15 protein-coding genes are annotated in these 20,436 nt (G+C 40.6%); 6 read left to right on the top strand and 9 right to left on the bottom strand.

Features of this window, described 5'->3' with window-relative positions; all coding sequences use genetic code 11:
- Window positions 1–15 precede the first annotated feature (15 nt).
- From traM to OGH69_RS14695, 8 genes are read right to left on the bottom strand one after another with little or no spacing between them, the layout of a single operon-like run.
- Window positions 16–1,308, bottom strand: coding sequence for a conjugative transposon protein TraM (gene traM, locus OGH69_RS14730; protein WP_265175249.1), 1,293 nt, complete (start codon window positions 1,306–1,308; stop codon window positions 16–18).
- Window positions 1,295–1,573 carry a hypothetical protein gene (locus tag OGH69_RS14725; protein ID WP_265175248.1) on the bottom strand — a complete coding sequence of 93 codons (279 nt, stop codon included), beginning with the start codon at window positions 1,571–1,573 and terminating at the stop codon, window positions 1,295–1,297. Before OGH69_RS14725 ends, traM begins: the two co-directional genes overlap by 14 nt.
- 10 nt (window positions 1,574–1,583) lie before the next feature.
- Window positions 1,584–2,207 carry a conjugative transposon protein TraK gene (gene traK, locus OGH69_RS14720; protein WP_265175247.1) on the bottom strand — a complete coding sequence of 208 codons (624 nt, stop codon included), beginning with the start codon at window positions 2,205–2,207 and terminating at the stop codon, window positions 1,584–1,586.
- Window positions 2,208–2,223: 16 nt separating this feature from the next.
- Window positions 2,224–3,219 carry a conjugative transposon protein TraJ gene (gene traJ / locus OGH69_RS14715; RefSeq protein WP_265175298.1) on the bottom strand — a complete coding sequence of 332 codons (996 nt, stop codon included), beginning with the start codon at window positions 3,217–3,219 and terminating at the stop codon, window positions 2,224–2,226.
- A gap of 15 nt (window positions 3,220–3,234) precedes the next feature.
- Window positions 3,235–3,864: a DUF4141 domain-containing protein gene (locus OGH69_RS14710; RefSeq protein WP_265175246.1), complete on the bottom strand. Its 630-nt coding sequence runs from the start codon at window positions 3,862–3,864 to the stop codon at window positions 3,235–3,237.
- Window positions 3,865–3,888: 24 nt separating this feature from the next.
- Window positions 3,889–6,381 (bottom strand): TraG family conjugative transposon ATPase, encoded by a 2,493-nt coding sequence (locus OGH69_RS14705; protein ID WP_265175245.1) that lies wholly within the window; start codon window positions 6,379–6,381, stop codon window positions 3,889–3,891.
- Window positions 6,378–6,710 carry a DUF4133 domain-containing protein gene (locus tag OGH69_RS14700; RefSeq protein WP_265175244.1) on the bottom strand — a complete coding sequence of 111 codons (333 nt, stop codon included), beginning with the start codon at window positions 6,708–6,710 and terminating at the stop codon, window positions 6,378–6,380. The genes OGH69_RS14705 and OGH69_RS14700 overlap by 4 nt, the downstream gene beginning before the upstream one ends.
- A gap of 9 nt (window positions 6,711–6,719) precedes the next feature.
- Window positions 6,720–7,025: a DUF4134 domain-containing protein gene (locus OGH69_RS14695; RefSeq protein WP_265175243.1), complete on the bottom strand. Its 306-nt coding sequence runs from the start codon at window positions 7,023–7,025 to the stop codon at window positions 6,720–6,722.
- A gap of 242 nt (window positions 7,026–7,267) precedes the next feature.
- Here OGH69_RS14695 and OGH69_RS14690 point away from each other — a divergent pair, with 242 nt between their 5' ends.
- The 6 genes from OGH69_RS14690 to OGH69_RS14665 are packed head-to-tail and all read left to right on the top strand — an operon-like array spanning window position 7,268 to window position 17,517.
- Complete coding sequence (locus OGH69_RS14690) at window positions 7,268–7,480, top strand: helix-turn-helix domain-containing protein (protein WP_265175242.1); 213 nt, start codon at window positions 7,268–7,270, stop codon at window positions 7,478–7,480.
- 16 nt (window positions 7,481–7,496) lie between these two features.
- The gene (gene dptF / locus OGH69_RS14685; protein WP_265175241.1) at window positions 7,497–9,239 is read left to right on the top strand and encodes a DNA phosphorothioation-dependent restriction protein DptF; all 1,743 of its coding nucleotides are present in this window, start codon (window positions 7,497–7,499) and stop codon (window positions 9,237–9,239) included.
- Window positions 9,236–10,708 (top strand): DNA phosphorothioation-dependent restriction protein DptG, encoded by a 1,473-nt coding sequence (gene dptG / locus OGH69_RS14680; RefSeq protein ID WP_265175240.1) that lies wholly within the window; start codon window positions 9,236–9,238, stop codon window positions 10,706–10,708. The genes dptF and dptG overlap by 4 nt, the downstream gene beginning before the upstream one ends.
- A complete protein-coding gene (dptH, locus tag OGH69_RS14675) occupies window positions 10,689–15,866 on the top strand; it encodes a DNA phosphorothioation-dependent restriction protein DptH (protein WP_265175239.1) in 5,178 nt (1,725 codons plus the stop codon). Before dptG ends, dptH begins: the two co-directional genes overlap by 20 nt.
- A gap of 11 nt (window positions 15,867–15,877) precedes the next feature.
- Window positions 15,878–16,303 (top strand): hypothetical protein, encoded by a 426-nt coding sequence (locus tag OGH69_RS14670; RefSeq protein WP_265175238.1) that lies wholly within the window; start codon window positions 15,878–15,880, stop codon window positions 16,301–16,303.
- A gap of 11 nt (window positions 16,304–16,314) precedes the next feature.
- Window positions 16,315–17,517 (top strand): DGQHR domain-containing protein, encoded by a 1,203-nt coding sequence (locus OGH69_RS14665; protein ID WP_265175237.1) that lies wholly within the window; start codon window positions 16,315–16,317, stop codon window positions 17,515–17,517.
- Between the two features lie 81 nt (window positions 17,518–17,598).
- Here OGH69_RS14665 and OGH69_RS14660 read toward each other — a convergent pair whose 3' ends face one another.
- Window positions 17,599–20,427, bottom strand: a complete 2,829-nt coding sequence (locus tag OGH69_RS14660; RefSeq protein ID WP_265175236.1) for an HNH endonuclease signature motif containing protein — start codon at window positions 20,425–20,427, stop codon at window positions 17,599–17,601.
- Window positions 20,428–20,436 lie beyond the last annotated feature (9 nt).

Raw genomic sequence — 20,436 nt, 5'->3', positions numbered from 1 at the left:
GGATTTTTATTTTAGTTATTTTTCTTTTGATACCAGGAACACCTGGTAGCCTGCATTAAGGTTCGCCTTTTGTGGCTTTACCCTTTTGGAAAAGTAGCCGGAGATGCCCTGTAGTAGCCCCCTGGTGGCATCTGAGGTGAGCTGCTGCCCGGCATTACGGTTGATCGTGAAGCTGCCGCCGGCAGCGTTACCCATATTGGCAAGTGTGCCATTTACTGCGGTTACTTCCGCTGCGTACGGCAGGTTAAGTCCTTTCTGCCCGTCAAGGTCATAGGCCGAGAGGTCTACCGGTATGATCCTGCCTTCTGTTTCAAGGGATACCACCTGCAATTGTAGGCGGCTGGTTTGGAATTCCGCTGTGGCTGTTACAATATACCCTGCGGGAAGCGTGACACCTCCAAGCCTTGCAGGCTGCAACAGGCGCAACTGCACGGTCCCCTCGCCGGTTATTTTTACCGTCTGGTGCACACAGGCCCTGAGCGAATTGGCAGGCTGTACCATAGCGGCTGCTTTACCCGCATTATAAAAATTACTTTGCATTGCCCGGGCTGCTTTTTGTAACGCCAGGGAATCAGGTACATTTTGGACGAGGCGGGATACTATAGCCTTCTTTGCCGGCAGCACTTCCAGATAGTTGCGGTTTTCTTTCTCTTCGGCTTTTTTGCCGACACTGTCTTTACTTCCTCCTGTTCCTGGGAAATATTTCGCTGCCATCTGGTACGATTTTTCCATGAGTTGCAGCCGGTCGAGCGAGCCGTTGCGGGACTGGCTTTGCTGCCCGAGTTGCTCCCTGAGCTTCTCATTTTCCTTACGCAAGGCTTCCTGCTCGGGGTTTTCCCTGTAGAAGCTACTTAAGGAACGTTGCATATTCTGGTAGCTGCCCAACGCAGGGTTAGCTCTCCTGCTTTGCATGGGAATATCCGGTGCTTCCTCCGGGTCAGGCTGCTTAGCCGCACCTGCAGTGCTGTCGGCCTGCCAGTAATCCGATAAGGTCATCAGCGCTTCACGTTTGGCCTTTTCCTTTTCCCTGAGCATTTCCTGCTCGTACGCCTTGCCCTTATCCGCGGGCAGTGCGTCCTCCGTGGCCTGCGGTACCGCGTCGTTGATGCCGATCGCAACAGCCTCTGCAGGCTGTTGCTCGTAATCCCCGCCGAAGATGAGATATAGGCAGGCTATAAACAGAATGGCCATTACACTGAACACCAATGGCTTTTTAAGCTTCTCCTTGCTAATCCTGTTGTGATTCCCTTCTCCGGCAGGCTGGCCGCTGTCCAAAAAGTGGCCTTTTGCTTGTTTACTCTCTTTCATTGTTTCCGTTTTTAAGTTCTCTCGTATTTTTTACCTCCGTCCCCTTATCCATGCCGTTTGCTAAGGGGTTCGTGATGTGCGTAACAGGCATTTCCCTTTGTTGCCCGACCTGCATGATAACCTGTATAAGTACTGCCAGCATGATGATCAGGTAGCCTGCGAAACTATACAGTACCACACGCTTCCTTTGATCCTGCGGCAGCTGCTTCCATTGGCTGTCCAATTTGTCGAGCCATGGTTCCATTGATAATTGAAGCTTTTTCATTGCTCTCTTATTAGCGTTCCACAACTTCCACATCCCTGTTCTCCAAGACGCGAAATTGCTCCATCGTGAAGCCCTGGGGGTTTTCATCGGACCGCACTGAATTAACCAGCAGGCACGAGGTTATAAGGCTTCTTCGCGTAACATTGCTGGAACGGATGATGTATTGCCTGGCATAGGTCCGGACCTTGTACGGGTAGCGGTCAAAGTCGCACTGTACGCTGTCCACCTCGGTGCGTTGCTGTACATTACCGGAGATGATACGGCTGTAGTAGCCCTTTTCTGCAAGGTCCTTGTAATTATTAAAGGCACTTTTATCTGCGAGGTTAAATGCCCTTCGCATATTGCTCTCAATCGCAGCCTTATCCGGTGCGAGGGTAAAGAAAAGCTCGTGGAAGCGCCTGACGTGCTCACGCGCCTCCACCGGGCGGTTTACCGCAGCATCCTGCGACAGGGCCACCATCAGCGACTTGCCTTGGTCCAGTACATACACCTTCTCACGCTGCTCGCGGGCAAAGCGGTAGGACTCCCAGACCGCATAGCCCGTGATGCCCAGGCACACCGTAGAGAAAATAATGGCATACAGCCGGATCTGCCGGAAACTGTTCTCTATGTTCCGTAAGGTTTTAAATTCCATAATTCCGTTTTAAAAGTTATTGGTTCATAAGCCTCCCGCTGATATTTCCCGTAGCAGCTCCCGTGGTTGCGCCGGCAATATTGCCCGCCTTTTGGGTCGCCTGGTTGACATTCCGCGTATAGTTCCCGGCTCCGCCGGCCTGTATGATCCAGCCCGTTACCGTCGGGATGGTAAAATAGCCGATAATGCCGATGATCATAAAAATGATGTACACCGCATTGGAAGTATCCGGGATAAAAGTGGGGTCGGAAAGCTGTTCGATGTCACGCTCCAGTATAAGGGATTGTATCTTAGCCAGCATCGCGCTGAACAAATCCGAAACGGGAAGCCACAGGTACACGCTGATGTACCGCGTGAGCCATTGGTGCAGGGTCGACTGGAAGCCGTCCCAAACCGAAATGGCAAACGCAATAGGTCCCAATATCGACAGCACAATCAGGAAGAATGTCCTGATGGTATCAATTACCAGTGCCGCTGCCTGGAACAGGATTTCCAGAAGTTCCCGGAAGGCATTGCGTATATCCTGTTTCAGCTGGAACATCCCTCGCTCCAGGTACATCCCTGACATGGTGGCAAGATCCGAAGGTGACCAGCCCAGCTCTTCGAGCTGCCGGTCGAACTCCTCATCCGACACCAGGTACGCCGTCTCGGGGTTGCGCAGCATCGCCTCATGCTCCAGCTGGTCTTTTTGCGCCTGCAGGGCATTGAGGTCCAGTACCTGTCCCTCCAGTATGCCATGCGTGCCGGTAACCACCGGGCTTAGCACCGCGTTCATCGTACCCAGTACCATAGTGGGGAAAAACATGATACACAATCCCAGAGCAAAAGGCCTGAGCAGCGGGAACATATCGATCGGTTCGGCACGGCTGAGCGCTTGCCAGACTTTCAGTGCCACGTAGAACAGCGCACCCAGCCCGGCAAGCCCTTTAGCGACAGCCGCCATCTCGGCCGAGAGGGGTAGCATCTCATCATAGAGCGCGCGCAGCATCTCGTGCAGGTTGCTGAATTCAATTTGCAGCACCATGGCTTACCAGTATTTTTGGCCGGAGGTTCCGTAGAGTTCCAAAACGCGCTGGGTATCGTTCCTCTTTTTGGCCCTTATAAAACTGACTGAAATATTCTTATGGGTGTAGTAGCGGACCAGGTTGTAGTAGTCCCTTACTTCGTTGTATACCCTTTCAATAACGTCCATACGCTCCTTATCGTTAAGGGAAAGCGACGAGGCATTGATGATTTGGCTCAGCTCGTTGAGCAGTTCCGTACTTTCGTTGAGCAGCCTGGAATAGCCAAAAGCTATGGCGTTGAGCTCCTGCGGGCTAAAGTTGGGGTCGTTCAGCATATGACCAAAATTCGTGACGTACATATCCGAAATATCGCCGACCAACAATACTGTCTGTTGTACCTTGCGTGCATCCCTTACGAGGTTGTTCACCGCTTTCAGGGCATCATAATATTCCTTGCCCTGCTCATACACTTTTTTCACTTCCTTAAAGCTGTCCAGCGTGTTGCTCGCCGTTGCCGAGGCTTCAATGATCTGGTCAGCGGTGTTGATAATGCTCTGCGCCAGGTTGCCCGGATCGGTTACCACCCATTGCGCCTTTGCCGGTGCGGCTGCCAGTAACAGGGCAGCCCACACCAAATAAAATGCTCTTTTCATAGTATTGATTTTAAATTATTGTAATTATGTCTCTCGGCGCTGTGCCGCGATACGCCGGATGGCGAGCTCTACGTTGCCACCTAATTCCGCGGCCAGTTCCATCACTTCCATCTTTTCGCTTTCCTCTGTGGTATAAGCGAGGTACTCCTCAAGGCTCACTTCAGTGGCATATACCGCCGATTGGGTGCCCCCAAGCCCGATCCAAACTTCCTTATAGAGCCTGGACGGGTCGTTGTTCATATTAATGGAAAGCACCTGCGCTTTTTCTTTCTCGGTAAGCCCCAGCATGGCCTGTATGTCGTCAAACTTGTTCATGTACTTGCGCTGGTCCAGCAATATTTTACAATCCGAATTGTTAATGATACTTTCCTTTACAATCGGCGATTGTATGATGTCGTCGACTTCCTGCGTCACCACGATGGCCTCGCCGAAGAACTTCCGGACCGTCTTGAACAGGTACTTGATGTATTCCGCCATACCTTCCTTGGCTATGGCCTTCCAAGCTTCTTCGATCAGGATCAGCTTGCGCTGGCCCTTGAGCCTTCGCATCTTGTTGATGAAGACCTCCATGATGATGATCGTCACGATCGGGAACAGTATCTTGTGGTCCTTAATGGCATCAATCTCGAACACGATAAACCGTTTCGACAGCAGGTCGAGCTGCTTTTCGGAATTAAGCAGGTAATCGTATTCGCCGCCCTTGTAATAAGGCTCCAGGACATTCAGGAAATTGGCGAGGTCGAAATCTTTCTCCCGGACTTGCTTGTCTTCCAGCACCGCCTTGTACTCGTTGCGCACATAGTCGTAAAAGCCATTGAAGGAAGGGTGTTCCTCCTGCCTGATACGCCCGATATAACCGCTTACGGCGTTGGAAAGTGCCACCTCTTCCGAGCGTGTCGGTGGATCGTCATCCCGCTTCCATAATGTCAGGATCAGGGTCTTAATGCTCTCCCTTTTCTCAATATCAAATACGCCATCATCCGTATAGAAGGGGTTAAAGGCAATTGGGTTATTTTCCGTGTAGGTAAAGTACACCCCATCCGCTCCCTTAGTCTTTCCGTGGATAAGTTCGCAAAGCCCCTGATAGCTGTTCCCGGTATCAACCAGTAATACATGGGCACCCTGCTCATAGTACTGCCGCACCATGTGGTTGGTGAAAAATGATTTCCCGCTCCCCGAAGGCCCCAATATGAATTTATTTCGGTTGGTAATAACGCCTTTTTTCATCGGCAGGTCGGATATATCCAGGTGGATGGGGTTACCAGTCAGCCGGTCAGCCATCTTCAACCCAAAAGGCGACGGGGAATCCCGGTAGTTTGTTTCCTGAGTAAAGAAGCACAGTGCTGGTTCTATGAAAGTATAGAAGCTTTCCTCGCTGGGGAAGTCGCCCGCGTTGCCGGGGATGCCCGCCCAGTACAAGGTGGCCGCATCGGTGGTATTGTGCCGGGGCTTGCATTCCATCAGTGCCAGCGCGCTCCCGGTATCGTTCTTGAGCTGCTTGAGTTCCGCCGGGTCATCCGACCAGGCCATCACATTGAAATGGGCACGGATGCTCGATAGGCCAAACGAATGGGCTTCGTTCAGGTAGCGCTCAATCCATTCCTTATTGATCTGGTTGCTGCGGCTGTATCTCGCCAGGGAGTGCATGTTCCTGGCGGACTTTTCAAACTTCTGGAGATTGTCAGTGCTGTTGTCCAAAAACAAGTACTGGTTGTAGATATGGTTGCAGCCCAAAAGCAGCCCCACGGGCGCGGCAAACGACAGCCGGCAGTCACTTCGGTCCGTCGACAGCTTTTCAAACCTTGTATCGGCACTGACGCTGCTTGGCAGGTCATCAGGATCCGATAAGGTGTGCACACACAGTCTCTTGTTGCCAACACGCACCTCTTCCCCGTGCAGCGCTATATCCTGTAGCGGCTCGGCTTCTGCGGTGGATAAGGTCAGGTATTGTTCCAACAAGCCCGGTCGTTCGTCCCTACCTACAATATCTTCTTCACTCATCCTGGTGATCCTGACAAGCCCGGAATCGTTAATGATACGTTCAAACTGCGCCACGGCTTCCATAAACTGGTGCACCGATTCTTCATCACGGGCTTCTTTAGGCACCAGCCTGCCACGGCATAGCGATGAGAAATTGCTCTGCATCCGCATGCGCTCCTTCGTGGTCTTGGTCAGGAACAGGTAGCAGTAATGGTTCAGGAACGGACGCTCGTTAAAATGCTGCTTGTATGACCTTCCCAAAAAGCTCAGTCCGTCTTCTGCAAGGTCGGGTGTATAGCTTTCCTTAATATACCAGTCTTGTTTGTGCACCACCGAATAATCGGGCAATGTCTTGACTGCTTTATGCCAGGCGGCATGGATGGCCTCATACTCCGATGAGGCAACCGTAAATAGTTCCGGCAGCTGCACCGTAAAGCAGGCTGTGATATCGGCATCTTTGCTCAGGATACAATTCTCCTCGACAGCCAGCAGCGGGAACTTTTCTTCAAGTGTCCTTTTTTTCGAAGTATTCCTCATGGTTGCTCTTTTTTAAGGTTGGACCTGATAAACCTGCCTGGCTTCCTGCCGCTGGTGATATATTTGGGGTGCCGTTTCCTGGCAGCGAGCTTCATAAGCCCATGCTCGCCATGTTTCCTGTTCAGGGCAAAGGTTTGCCAAACGAGAATTGAGGCGCCACCAACTCCAAGTCCAATGCAGGCGAAAGAACTAATCCCTGCAATGTAGAGGATCATGATCAGCACCAGTATACCGAGCAGCCCTCCGGCAAAGATGAAGAGGTACTGTGCCTTGAGGCCTTTAAATTCCACCGTCCTTCCAATCCCTTTGTTGATATTATACTTGTTCATAATGTCCATTTACAGGAAGAAGGATTGCAGGATCGTAGCAGCGACAATTAGGAAGATACAGGCGCCAAACCAACTGGCTGCTGTTTTACTGGTGTCGGGGTCGCCACTGCTGAATTTGTTGTACACCTTTACGCCACCGATGAGACCGACCACCGCGCCTATGGCATAAATGAGTTGTGTGGCAGGGCCGAAATACGAAGTGACCATCTGTGTCGCTTCCGTAATACCTGCAGAGCCGTCGCCCTGGGCGAAAGCTCCGGTTACTGCTAGCAGCATGGCTGCTGCAAACAGTAATTTTCTGTTTTGATTCCTCATAACATTTACCGAATTAATAGTTATTAATTATCTGCTGAATCTAGGATAGAGGCAAATATCTATCTCTCCCTAAACAAAAAAAATGGTGCGTCTTTTATTGGCAGTACTTGATACCCACCGTCGCAGAAAGTTTTATAGTGCAGGAATATTCCGCAATTCAACGGATTATATGCAGTGACTTTACTTGTTAAAGTAGACAGTCGTCTATTGTACAATCGTCTACTTAGGGCGAATTTGGTAAAATGGAAAATATTCAGGCAAAATTTGGTAAGAGAGTCAAGATGCTGCGAATCGCTGAAGGTTATTCTCAAGAAAAACTCGCTGAACTTTCAGATTTAGACAGGACTTATATACCTGGTATTGAGAGTGGCAAACGAAATGTTTCCCTGGTGGTTGTTGAAAAGATAGCTAAGGCTTTTAGAATTACCTTATCAGAATTATTAAACGAACTCTAAATAAATTTAACAGTACATGAGGTCAAACCCTTTATTAGTAGAGTTGCGAAAACTAAGAGAGTCTTCAAAATATGCCGTAGCGCAAGGCACTTCCTCTAACCTCGATAAATTCAAAAGATACCTTCACATTGAAAGAGATGTTGAAATTCATTTAAAAGAAATCATTATAGGTGCCAATGAGGTAAATACAGCACAGCTTATCTTAGTGTGCGGTAATGTTGGAGATGGTAAATCACATATATTGTCCTACTTGCATGACAAGCTGACCGATGAAATTTCAAAATTTGTTGTACACAATGATGCTACTGAAGCTCATAATCCTAAGGAATCTTCTAACGAGACCCTTTACAAATTACTTGATGGTTTCAAGGATAAGAATGTAGCGGCCTCCACTGATAAAATAATTTTAGCCATCAATTTAGGGACGTTAAGCAAATTCATAGAAGAATACGGTGCGGAATTTCAGCTTTTAAAATCCTATATCGCTAATAACAGGATACTGGATAATGAACTAATAAATAGTGACGCATTTGACGCGAAAAGTAATTTCCATCATATTAACTTTACCGACTACCATTTATACGTATTAACGGAAAAGGGGCCTGTATCAGATATTGTTTTATCGCTGCTGGAGAAGATCATAACGGACAATGAGGATAATGTAATATATAGAGGATATAAAGATTATAAGGCAATATGTCAGGATAAAATAGATTGCCCCATTTTGTATAATTACGAGTTTCTATTCGAAGAGAGAAACAGGGTCATTATATCGCAGTTGATTATAAAAGCGATTATTGTTTATAAAGAAATTGTCTCTGTCCGGACGCTGCTCAATTTTATTTACGATATTATTGTGCCGGTTGATCTTTCTGTTTTAAGCGATACCGATTACTTTGATGTAGTGGAAAAGATGCAGGCTGCGGAATATATCGCAAACTTAACTCCGAATTATCTATTCGAGCATCCTGAGCTATCCAGCTTATTTGAAAAGATGGAAAATCTGGATCCCTGTAATTCAAGAAATACAGAGACCGACGAAACGCTGTTGACATTGGTGAACACTGAAAACATATTCCACATCTTTTCTAACCATATTTCTGATAAGTACATTCAAAATATTGAAAACAAGCTGGAAAAAGGGAAAATTTCTGCATTAAGGTTGTCCCGTTTCTTTATACGTTTAAACTACTTCAGCAATTATTTTGAAAAAGACTATTTGAAAGACAGTGATTACGACGAGTATTTAATTTCGTTGTTTCATTACAATAACCACAACAGTGCATCGCTGCAGAATATTTACGGACTGGTTGAAAATGCCGCAAGCAATTGGAATGGCGATCCGAAAACAAGTGGCAAGGTAATCGTTAGCGTAGGCAGAAAGCAGACGAAGTATCGCATATTCAAAGATTTTGAAGCGGTTCCTGATATTAATTTTTTGCCGCAGAAGCATAATACCGTCCTACACCGATTTACACAAGAATTCGTCATATCTTTTAAAATTACAAACGACAAGAAGCCGCTGAAGATACACGTGGATTTTAGCTTATTTAAAATACTCAAAATGATTTCTAAGGGATACCGGCCTAACAAAAAGGATAACAACAATTACGTGTATTTTGTTAGTGCCGTCAATATGCTAATTCGTCAAAACAATAAACATGCTCCCTTATTTATTGACGAGGTGAATGTTGGAAAGCCTGTTGATTACAAGTTTTCAAAAAATGCCTTTAGCGGTTTTAAATTCGAGGTGATATGATGCAGATAGAAATAGACAATAATGAAATATATGGTCTTCAATCGAAATATCTTAATAAAGATCAAAAATTCAGGGGCCATTATACCGGAAATAAGATCAAATTATTGCCCTTTAATACAAAGTTGAGCGGTGGCGCTTTTGATGAAGATTTCAAATCTTTTCAGGGAGTAATAGGTGAATTATTCAGGATACTGAATAACAAATCACAAATTGAGCTGAGCGATAGTACGAAAAATTTTAAATCAGAGCTGAAAAGAATAATCCTAAACAACGCCGAGGGTAAGGTTCAAACTGAAAATGGCGAAGAACTGAAAAATATACTATCCTCTCTATATTTTGACGAGGATAACGGCCTTGTAAAATTTAATATTAAGACCTTATCGTATATGAACTTTATGAGTTCAAATAATGTTATCAGGGAAATTTCAAAGTTCTTATTCGAGATTTTTCTAAAGGATGATTTTGACGAAAGCATTTTCAATGAAGACACTATTGGTGAGAACTTATTAAATCAATTGATAATCCAGTGCCTGCCGGAGCTACCAGAGGCGGCACTGAAGACAAACCTGCCATCTTACCATAACTTGTTTCCGGGAGTTAAAATGCAATTTTTGGAGGATTTTCAGTTTTTAGCTACCCATAATGCTTTGTTCCTTAAACACGTCGAGGATTTTTTTAAATACTATTATTTCCATTACCTCAGTCAGGCTGTCTTGCATTTAAACGATTTTGGAAGTATACCTGTAAAGATTAAACCTATTTATTATACAATGGATTGGGAGACCCTATCTGAAACAAGGCTTAAAAACCATGCCATAGGTTGGAAAAAGCTCAGTGGCTATTCGGACTCCATTTTTGCCCATGTTAATACTGCAGAGTTATTGAATTACATTCAGATTGACGGCAATTCCGTTGGTAATTATAGTAATATCGCCGAAAAATATGCAGTGCTGAATCCGGAAGATAAACAAAAATTTAAGGAATGCATTTCAGAAATAATTTCCTTTTACATGGATAGCATTGATTTAGTAAGCGGAAGCTGGGAAGAGTGTAAACGCTTGATGGATCTCGAGATTACCACAAGGAACTTTACCGATCCGATCTCTAGAGATATATTTAGCCTTTGGTATACAATCAATTATCAGTTTCGCAATACAAAACGTGAAAACGCGGAAGTAAAATATGCTTACGGATTTTACCAGTTTGCAAAGCTTAATTATACAAAATATAGAGGACGATTAGGCAATACCACTGTACTATCGCAAGAGCTTTTACTACTGTTTACAAGGATATGCATAGGAAACGAGGAGAAAATCAGATTGAGGACACTATGGGATAAAATGCAGGACCGGGGAATTGCATTCGATGAAAGCACGAAACTTGAAATTATCAGGTTGTTTGAAAAGATAAATTTAATAGAGAAAAAAAGCGATAGCGGTGATGCACAGTATGTCAAGTCAACTATATAACTACGTTTCGGATTTAATTATCAATTACTTTACTGCTCAAAAAATTCAGCCAGGAGAGCGATTCAATCTGTACCTTGAAAATACGGAAAGTATTAAATCATTATATGAAGCCCTAAAGGATAATTCTTCTATTAACGCGGAATCTTTTTCGTATACGCATCCTGAAGGAGGAGAGCCTTATACTACCTTTAGTTTAGCGATAAATGGGGCACAGGTGATAGTGGCATCCAGTACTTCTGCCACAGAAGATTACTTTACAACACTGCGTAATAAAGTTGCAGATCAAAATGACATTTTTAAAGGCACAGCAATATTAATTTTGTTCAGCGGAAAACTGGACAGCCTGCTTGGTGGGAGCGGCAGCCTGATCAAGGAAGGCATGCCGTTACATCACACTCGTTTTAAAAGTCAGATAGAGCAGGACATTGAGCATAACTCTTCACTAAAAAGACATGAGAAGCTAATCTTAAAATCCGTATTGGATAGGAAGACAAAAAGTGTTGTTGAGGATAATAATTCCATATTTGATTATGAACAAGTTGTAAATTCGCTTCAGAAAGGATCAATTGAACGGACCGACTACAGATATCTTGGACTTTTCCCCCAGGCAGAATTAAGCAGTATACAGGGCGACCTTTCTAAAAATCTGGCGGGTAACTTTACTCTATACGAGAAATTCGAGAACATTTCCCTCAATGGAAATCTGGCCACAGATTTAGAACAGGATTTTCCTGACGCAGCACTTACAAGAATTGTAAAAGAGGACTGGCGTGATTTCGACTATTCAGAACTCGTGCGATGGATGGATAAGGAGAAAGAAAAGGCACCGCCGGTTTTTCAAACTGTCGAAGGAGACAATTTACTTCAGACACTTTGGTTTAAGACGGATGGAGATTCCGCATCGAAAAGGAGAAATGTGAACATAATTGTCTTCAACCCTACATTAGAACTGCCTCTTAAAATTACTGTTCGATATGATCAGTTTATGAAGAAAGAGGGATTAAGTGCAAGAAGTCAGTCGAAAGGCATCGGTGTTTCCACTAGTGGTTTCAGTATTATAGTTGAATGTAAGTCATTTGATGCAGAAAATTTGTTTAGCGTAGTTGAGTACAGGGATCCTGACACAGATAAGAAATATCTTATCAGGATTCTGCACCTGCCATTTAAATCAAACGTCCTTTCACAGTTCGAGGGCAATTTTCTACTGAACATTCAGAAATCCGGCTCTTTTCTTCAGATAAAAGAAAATGCTTCCTTAGTATTTAATCCTGTCGGCGAAATACCGATCAATGATGTAATAAGCCTCAATACGGTTTATAATGTAAGTGAGGAACAGAAATTAATACTGGAGAACGACTACTCATTAGCCCAGGAGGATCTAATTCACTTTAATGTAAATCTTCTTGGTATTCAAGTACCGATCGCGATAAAGAACGACTTTGAACTGCCAAAGCCAATTACAGGTCTGGATGTCTGGAAAGACAAAAGGGTACATAAACTTGATTTTAAATACATCACTGATGGCAATACTATAAAACTACTGTTTAAAAACAACGAGAAGATAGTACGGGATGAATTTAGGAACAATCTTATTCAGGAGCAGGAAATAATAAATTCTGAAGCATACTCATGGTTCTTGGGAAATGAAAATACTATTACTGTAAATGATATTCAATTAGATGAATCAATTAAGCTGGCCTTTGACAAATTAAGAAACTATTATAGGAACCGTCAAATACAGCCCAGCCTCGCATATCTAAATGCGGAGCTGAAAGGGATTGCATTAGAATTCGTACAGGCTTACATAAGACAGTTAGAGGACCTTAAGGCTAATGCTCCCTTAACAGCGGAACAGAAGAATTTGCTTTGGCTTGGCGTTGTTAAGGAATTAGGTGGAGAACAGAAAATAAAATTCAGCCCTTTGCACCCTCTAAATGTCGCATACCAGCTTCAATTAAATGAAGACTTAGGCGATGAAGACATATACAATGCCATACTAAAAAGGTTAAGCCCATACAATCTTGTGCCTTATATAGAAGGAAGATCAAGTGAAATATATGTTCCCATTGAATCAAGCCACTCACCGGAATGGTTGTATTATACCATTTACCTGAATTCTAAGCAAGCGCAACCAAAAACCTTTGTCTCTGGTTTGGTTGCAGATAAAATTAAAGACTTTACGACAAATTTTGAGTTTCTCTTTGCTCAGTCGAGCAAATCACCTGTAAAGATTAATGTTATTAATGTGGGGGATTGTAAAGAAATTGTTCAGGGTATTTTCGAATATTACAGAAAATACCTGAATAACAACCTAAATAAACGCTTGTCAGAGGTATTGCCCATTGAAGTCAGTATTTATGGCTCCGATAACATTGTTACAAAATTTGAAGAACTGACATTTTATGACCGGGTGGAGGATGTCGAGCGAAATTTAGGCATTGAATTAAAAACTAAAAATTTTGATAAAGAGGATCTTTTAAATGTATTTCTTGGAAAGGTAAAATTCTTTTCCAAAAAGATGCCCCAAAAGACAGAGGATTTTGAATATTCCCATATCACTTTTTATCAGTTTGATATTACAAAGACAGAACAATCCTATGATGAGATGAGCTTAGTTAAGACAGGCATCTCGCTTAACGGTTTGATTGCCGATGTATCTTCGACACCAAGGGTTCAAAATTACCGGACCGGTTTCGGGACAATGGACTTGCCTGGCCAGCCATCAGAGCTGATTAAACTTTCCATATTATTTAATGCCTTCGCCCGCGTTGCTAACAATGGGCATCCCTATGAGAGTAACAAGGCCCTTTGTACTACTATTAATTATGAAATTAAGGTACAATTAGAGAAGCTATACCATAATTCACAGTGGGTAACTTACATTGATCCAAAAGTTGATCTTGACTTTTTTAAAGAGAGTAAGGATCTGGTGATTATTCATTACAGTGATCAGTACAATAATTCCAACGGTTACGATGCTATTACCGTTAGCCGGAAAACCAATCAATACGAATTTGTAGTGAAAGAGTTTCTGGAAAAACATCATGTACGGTTTGATGCGGCTTCAGACACTGTAAACATTATTAATTTTTTTAATGCCATCAACGGGGATTGGTTGCTACGACTTATTCGCCAACAGAGCCAGTTCCCGCGTGAGAAGTTAAGTCTGTTGTCAGGAATCAAATCCTCCCTTACTTTCTTGCATCAGGAAAATATAATATGGGTGCCGATCTCTTTAGAAGAGATATTGAGGGTATCAGGAAATGCGGGATTAAATACCGGTGATGGATTATTTTCTACTAAAAATCTTGGTGCTATTGGTTCGTTTAGCGATGATCTATTACTTATTGGGTTAGAATTGTTCGAAGGCGAATTATTAATGTACCTGTACCCTGTCGAACTTAAAATCGGTGGGCTGAATATTGTAAAAAAAGGGATTGACCAAGGAAAAAGAACCGCTCATTTGCTTTATGAGCACCTCAGCAATGATGGATTCTTAGGTCAGTTTTATAAAAATTTCTTTGGTAAGCTGGCTTTAACTAATGCAGAGAAAATGAAGCTATTTCACGTGTGGGATAACCAAAAGTGGAATTTGATAACCGACAATTACAGGGCTGACCTGATGAATAATAATTTCACTATCAGTAATCGTTTGAACGATACGATAGGGGCTTTTGGGTTAATCCATTTTGGTAATGATGTTTATCAGAGAAAAATAAGTATTGTAAACGGTTTTATGAGGGTTGACCTGCGCGAAGAAGATGGCTATAACTTTTTGGTAAATTCTATTGACGATTTAATCCATCTTTTTCATGAAACCGAGACTACGATTGACAAGAATCTTTTGCTAAGAAATAACTACGCTGATATCACGGCGCCAACATATAAATTCCTAGATCCCTTTGAGGATATCGATCTAATATCCGACGATGCAGACATGGATGAGGTAAGCGAAGAAATTGTGAATATAGATTTGCCTGAAGAAGCTGATCTAATGCCCTTTTTGGGAACCGGTGAAGGGATAGAAGTACTGTTTGGCACCGATTTAAACACGCAAAAACAGGTAATCTGGCAGCCAAATGATACCAACAAAGTGATGCACACCAATACCGGTATTATTGGGACAATGGGGACTGGTAAGACACAATTTACTAAATCGCTAATTACCCAGCTGATAACAAATTCGGATAAAAATATTGGAGATGAAAAATTAGGCATATTGATCTTCGATTACAAAGGGGATTATATCAAGGATGATTTCGTAAACGCTACCAAAGCGAGAGTCCTGGAGCCTTATCACCTGCCCTACAATCCCCTCGCATTAGATGCTACAGAACAATCTAAACCAATGCTGCCCTTACATACAGCCAATGATATTAAGGAAACCATTTCCAATGCATTCAATCTTGGAAACGTACAAAAGCAAAAGCTACGCGATGTAATAGTTGAAGCATATGAAAGCAAGGGTATCTTTAAAGGCAACAGGGAATCCTGGCTGCAATCCGCGCCGACACTGGGAGACGTATGTAATATCTACTTAGGCAATGAAACCAATTCACAGGACAGTTTATATGCAGCCATATCGAACCTCTCTGAATTTGAAATTTTTGAGCCGGATACCGCTAAGACCCAGTCCCTGTATACCCTGATTCAGGGTGTAGTTGTCATTAATCTTTCCGGTTATGACGAATCGATCCAGAATTTAATTGTGGCTATAACATTAGATGCATTTTATACTCAAATGCAACGTCACGGGCATAGCTTGATTAACGGCCATAAAAGACAATTAAAAAAGATGATACTAGTGGACGAAGCGGATAACTTCCTGAGTAAAAATTTTACTTCGATCCGTAAAATATTGAAAGAAGGACGTGAATTTGGTGTAGGGACCATCTTATCCACTCAGTTTTTAAACCACTTTGCTACAAGTGAAAATGAATACTCGAACTATATCTTAACGTGGGTCATCCACCGTGTAAATGAAATCAAAACCAAAGAAGTAGACTCATTGTTTTCTCTTGAAACTAAACAGCAAAGGGAAAACCTTATAAAAACTATAAAGGGACTGGAAAAGCACCAGAGCATCGTAAATCTGGCGGGATCCGCACCTATATTGATAAAGGATAAGGCATTTTGGGAACTTAATAATACAAATTAATATATATCTTGATGGGAAGGACAATAAAAAATAAATATTTCTTTTGGGCAATAGTTTTTTTTGGAATGCTTGGTATATATATGCCCATAATTGTGAGGATATTTCAGAAAAGTAATAATATACTTTTGTTTGAAGAAACCGTATTTAATGTAGTTACATATTCAATCTCTATTCTTGTAACCTCAATTTATACCATAATTATAAATTCATCTGATGGCTCTGAAAGCTTTAAGAGTAAACTATTTGACCATATTGGGTATATAGTCGGTTCGATAGTTTTTGTGTTAGCCATAAATTATCTTGTTACACTAGAATCAAAATTATACAGCTACTGGTTTCCAATATTTTTAAGCGTATTAGGTTGCATAGTTTCATGGAGGATGTGGTTTGTAGCTAATAAAGACGAAGATTTTGGTACTGGAGCATTAGGTAATTAAATTAGAAAAAGATGACAAAAATTAAATTAAGAGCATTAAAGGTCTCGCAACCACTTGGCGATTTTTTTGTAATTAGTGTAAAGGCAAGTATTATTAAGCAAATATCATTTTCTGAGCCATTAACGTACTTGACAGAAGATGGCCTTCTGAAGGGTAATCAAAGGCCTATAAATATAAAGAGGCTCAGTGAGATTGGAAAATATATAGATACAGCTGAAATGACATTTCCAAATAGTATTATATTATCAGTTAATAATAATGAAGATGGAACAATAATTGAGGATAATAATAATCGTTGGGAATTGATAAACGAGAATGGCGAGTATTTTTTAGAATTCCCCGAAAATGTAAAATCAGCTTCTATTATCGATGGTCAGCATAGACTAAATGGATTCGACTACATCAGCAATAAGTCGAGGTTAGACATGGAGATACTGTGTTCAATCTTTTTTGATTTACCTAATCCTTACCAAGCTTATCTTTTTGCTACAATAAACGGAAATCAAAAGAAAGTTGATAAGAGCTTAGCTCTAGAGCAGTTCGGCTATTTCATTGAAAAGGAAAATAAAGAATCCTGGACACCTGAAAAGTTAGCAGCAAACATAGCACGAAAGCTAAATTTTGAAAAAACTTCACCGTTGTATTCTTTAATAAAATTAGCTCCTATTTATGACAATGACGATTTCATTGAATTGAACAAATCCAATTGGCTTATTTCAACCTCTGCTATGATTGAAGGAATTTTAAGTTTAATTACTACAAATTATAAGAGGGATAGAATCGAGATGATGAACAAGAAAATATTCTATGGGAGAGATCGAAAGATGCTGAAAAATTTTAAAGATTCTAGTCCATTACGGAATGAGTTTCTAAATTATGAGGATGATTTTATTGAAAATACTGTTTTCATTTTCTTTCAAGCGGTTAACGAAAAGATTTGGTCAAAGGTTAATGATAAATCTTACTTAAAAAAAACTATTGGAATTCAGGTACTATTTGATCTTTTAAAGGAATCTCTTAAGAGAGACAGAGAGCTAAACTCGAATATTATTGATTTAATATCCGATGTCGATTTTTCAGACAACTATTTTCAAGCGTCAGGTATAGGTAAAACAAGAATACGAAATGTCATTTTTATTTTGAACAAATTGAAATCAATTGATCAAATCGAAAATGAAAATGATAAAAGAGAGATTCTGAGATTGATAAAATAATTTGCATACAAATAGAGAAATTATGATAGCTAATAAAAAAGTATAAACTCTTTTATATTAGCTATCATCTACTTTTGAAACTTAATCATTATCCTCCTCTTCCGAAAATTCATCTCCATAATTATCCCAAAATTCACTTTCGATCTGATAATATAGTTCCCCTCGGCTTACGTTTTCAATATTCTTTTCCTTTAACCATAATGATAGCCAACAATAGGGGTCTAAAATATCATGCTCTGTTTCTCCTCCGTGTAAGTAACATAGATTTTTTAATTCCTGGAGCTTCTCACTATTGCCTTTATCGTTTTCCAACTCATTGGAAATAATTGCAATTTGAGCAAAAAAGTAAGGTAGAGACCATTCAAAAATACGCTTATTATCAAGTGTATTTAATAAACTTGTTGCCCAATTATTCAATATCAATGAGTGTTCTGATAATGCAACAACTCCAATTATTCTCCAGAGTTTACTTTCTAAATAAAGCCCAATTTCCTCAGTTACTGCAATTTCATACTGAACATCCTCTAATCCCGTTAAAAGTAAATCTTTAGTCAAAAAAGAATAATCTAAATCCGGATTAGTCACTCTCAATTTACCTATTTCACACAGCGAATTACCAATATATTGCTGTTGTCCATATTTAATAAATCCTTCAATCGCTTCCTGGTAATACTCTAATGACTTTTCAAAGAAACCAGAATCTGCATAACAATTCCCAATATGGTGTGAATTACAAAACATATTTGCGAAATCTTTTATTTCGCGTTGTATATGATAACCCTTTAAATAATACCCGAGAGCGGTTTTGCTATCATTTAAATATCTTTCATAAGTTCTTCCAATTTCGGATAACATATTTCCAATATTACCTCGAAATGTCTCATCACTTCCGTCTTCTTTTAAATTGCTCTCACAAATTGAGATTCCTTCCTCAAATTTTACAATTGCAGCACGAGGATTTGATTTTCTTAAAATTTCTCCCTCAATAAAGCGAACCGTTGAAAACCTCTTTCCGCTTAGCTCTTCACATTTCTGCATTTCCAAAAGGGCACTTTCAGTCTCCTTTTCATTGCCAATTCTCCAATTTAAAGTAGCAACCTGTGTTAGATCATCTACAGCTAAATCAAACTCATTTAATTCAATGTGGGCTCTAGCTCCTTGTTTATTAATATCTATACCATAAGAAAATTTCCCTCTAGTAAACAAATATTTGTACAATCCTGCGGATAATCCGGTTACAATTCTCAGATAATTTTCTCGATCACTATACTTACTACAATCATTACAATAAGACGCATGAACAGATTTCTTAAATGCAAAAAGATAATTAGGAAGTTCAATTTCATAACGAATGATAGCATATTCTATTTCATCAGAAAGCATGTAATTAGAATACAAGCTTACCGCTTCGAATATCAAATTTTCGAATGCTTCTATTTGTATTGAATGTAACAGTGCTTTAGAACTACTACCTGTTTTTTTTCTGACAAAAATTCGGATTGGATTAAGAATTATCGTTCGTTCAAAACCTAAAGAATCTATCTCGAAATCAATCAAATTGTATTGTGATAGAAACGCAATTGACATTTTTAAATCCGTCTTAGTTTTGAATGGAGAATCTTTACCTACCAAGATTTCCAAAAATGGCACTTTACATCCAGCTGGAAATAGGGACAGATACATCAACAGCCATTTCTGTTTTTCGTCAAGACCTTTATATGCTAGATCAAAGCACAGCTCTATGGAACTTGACTTCTTCCGTTCCGTATTATTAGGGTTTATGATAAATGATACTCCAGCTTCATCGATAGATTCCCATGCTTGCTGTGGCGATTTCATCATGTAGATCAATCCCGAAGTAATAATTAGAGTTAATGGGTGACCGTTCGAAAAAGAAATTATTTTCTTAATATACTTATCATCAATTTTTATGCTTAAGTTTTTTTTTGATAAGAGGATGAAACTATCTTTTTCATCTAGTCCTTTTGATATTTTAAGAACACCTAGATTTATGTCAAATGCTAAAGAGCTAAATTGTGTTGTGAAAATAATTTTGGCATTTTCTGCATAATCATATAATTGCTTTAACAACTGTGTTACTTTATCTGGAAAATCACTCCACAAAGTTTCTATACCATCAAAAACTAAAATTGCATTCTTATCATTAATTACATCTAACAATTCATCAAAATTATTTACCTGAAATCGATTAAATAATTCAATGACAAAATCCTGAAATCCAGAGAACAATTCAACATTAAACCAATAAACAGTGAGCTTTTTCCGTTCAATAAACTTTAGAAGCAATTGAGTTTTGCCCATTCCTCCAACACCTTCAATACTGATAATGTGATTTTTTTTGTACAGCTCAGATAATTCGTTCAGCTCACTTTCTCTACCTTTAAAATCTTGGATTAATTTAGGTAGTCTATGATTTGAAATTTCAATACTATACGATGAGTTTTCAGCTTTTAATTTCTCTATTAATCGCTCTTTTAATTTTACAATTTCTTCTTTAGTAATTATTTGATCATCATATTTTGTATGACAATCGGTGCAGAGCCTAATCAAATTATGAGGATGATGTGAAAAAGAATCTGCCCATGGAGTAATATGAGCATTATCTAAGCGGTGACCACTTCCACATCTTGCACATTTACCATTACTTTCAACTTTTAAGTATTCTCTAATATGTATTGGAATTTCAGGTCTTTTTCCTGATTCATTTATCGAAATTGGCTCATGTAAAAAAGTATTCCAATTTATAAGATCATTGATATTAAAAAAGTTGTTGTTGATGTCAGCATAAACTGCTAATTTCCTTCCATTATAACCTTTCTTTACAAATGAAAACAGAAGTTCCTTTGTAATACCCAGATAAATTGCAGCTTCGTCCTGATTAACTAGCATATTATACTA

Origin of the sequence: Flavobacterium sp. MFBS3-15 (assembly GCF_026107645.2) — a bacterium.
Lineage (GTDB): Bacteria > Bacteroidota > Bacteroidia > Flavobacteriales > Flavobacteriaceae > Flavobacterium.
Note: the sequence above shows the minus strand (reverse complement) of the source record. Positions and strands in the feature narration are given on the sequence as shown.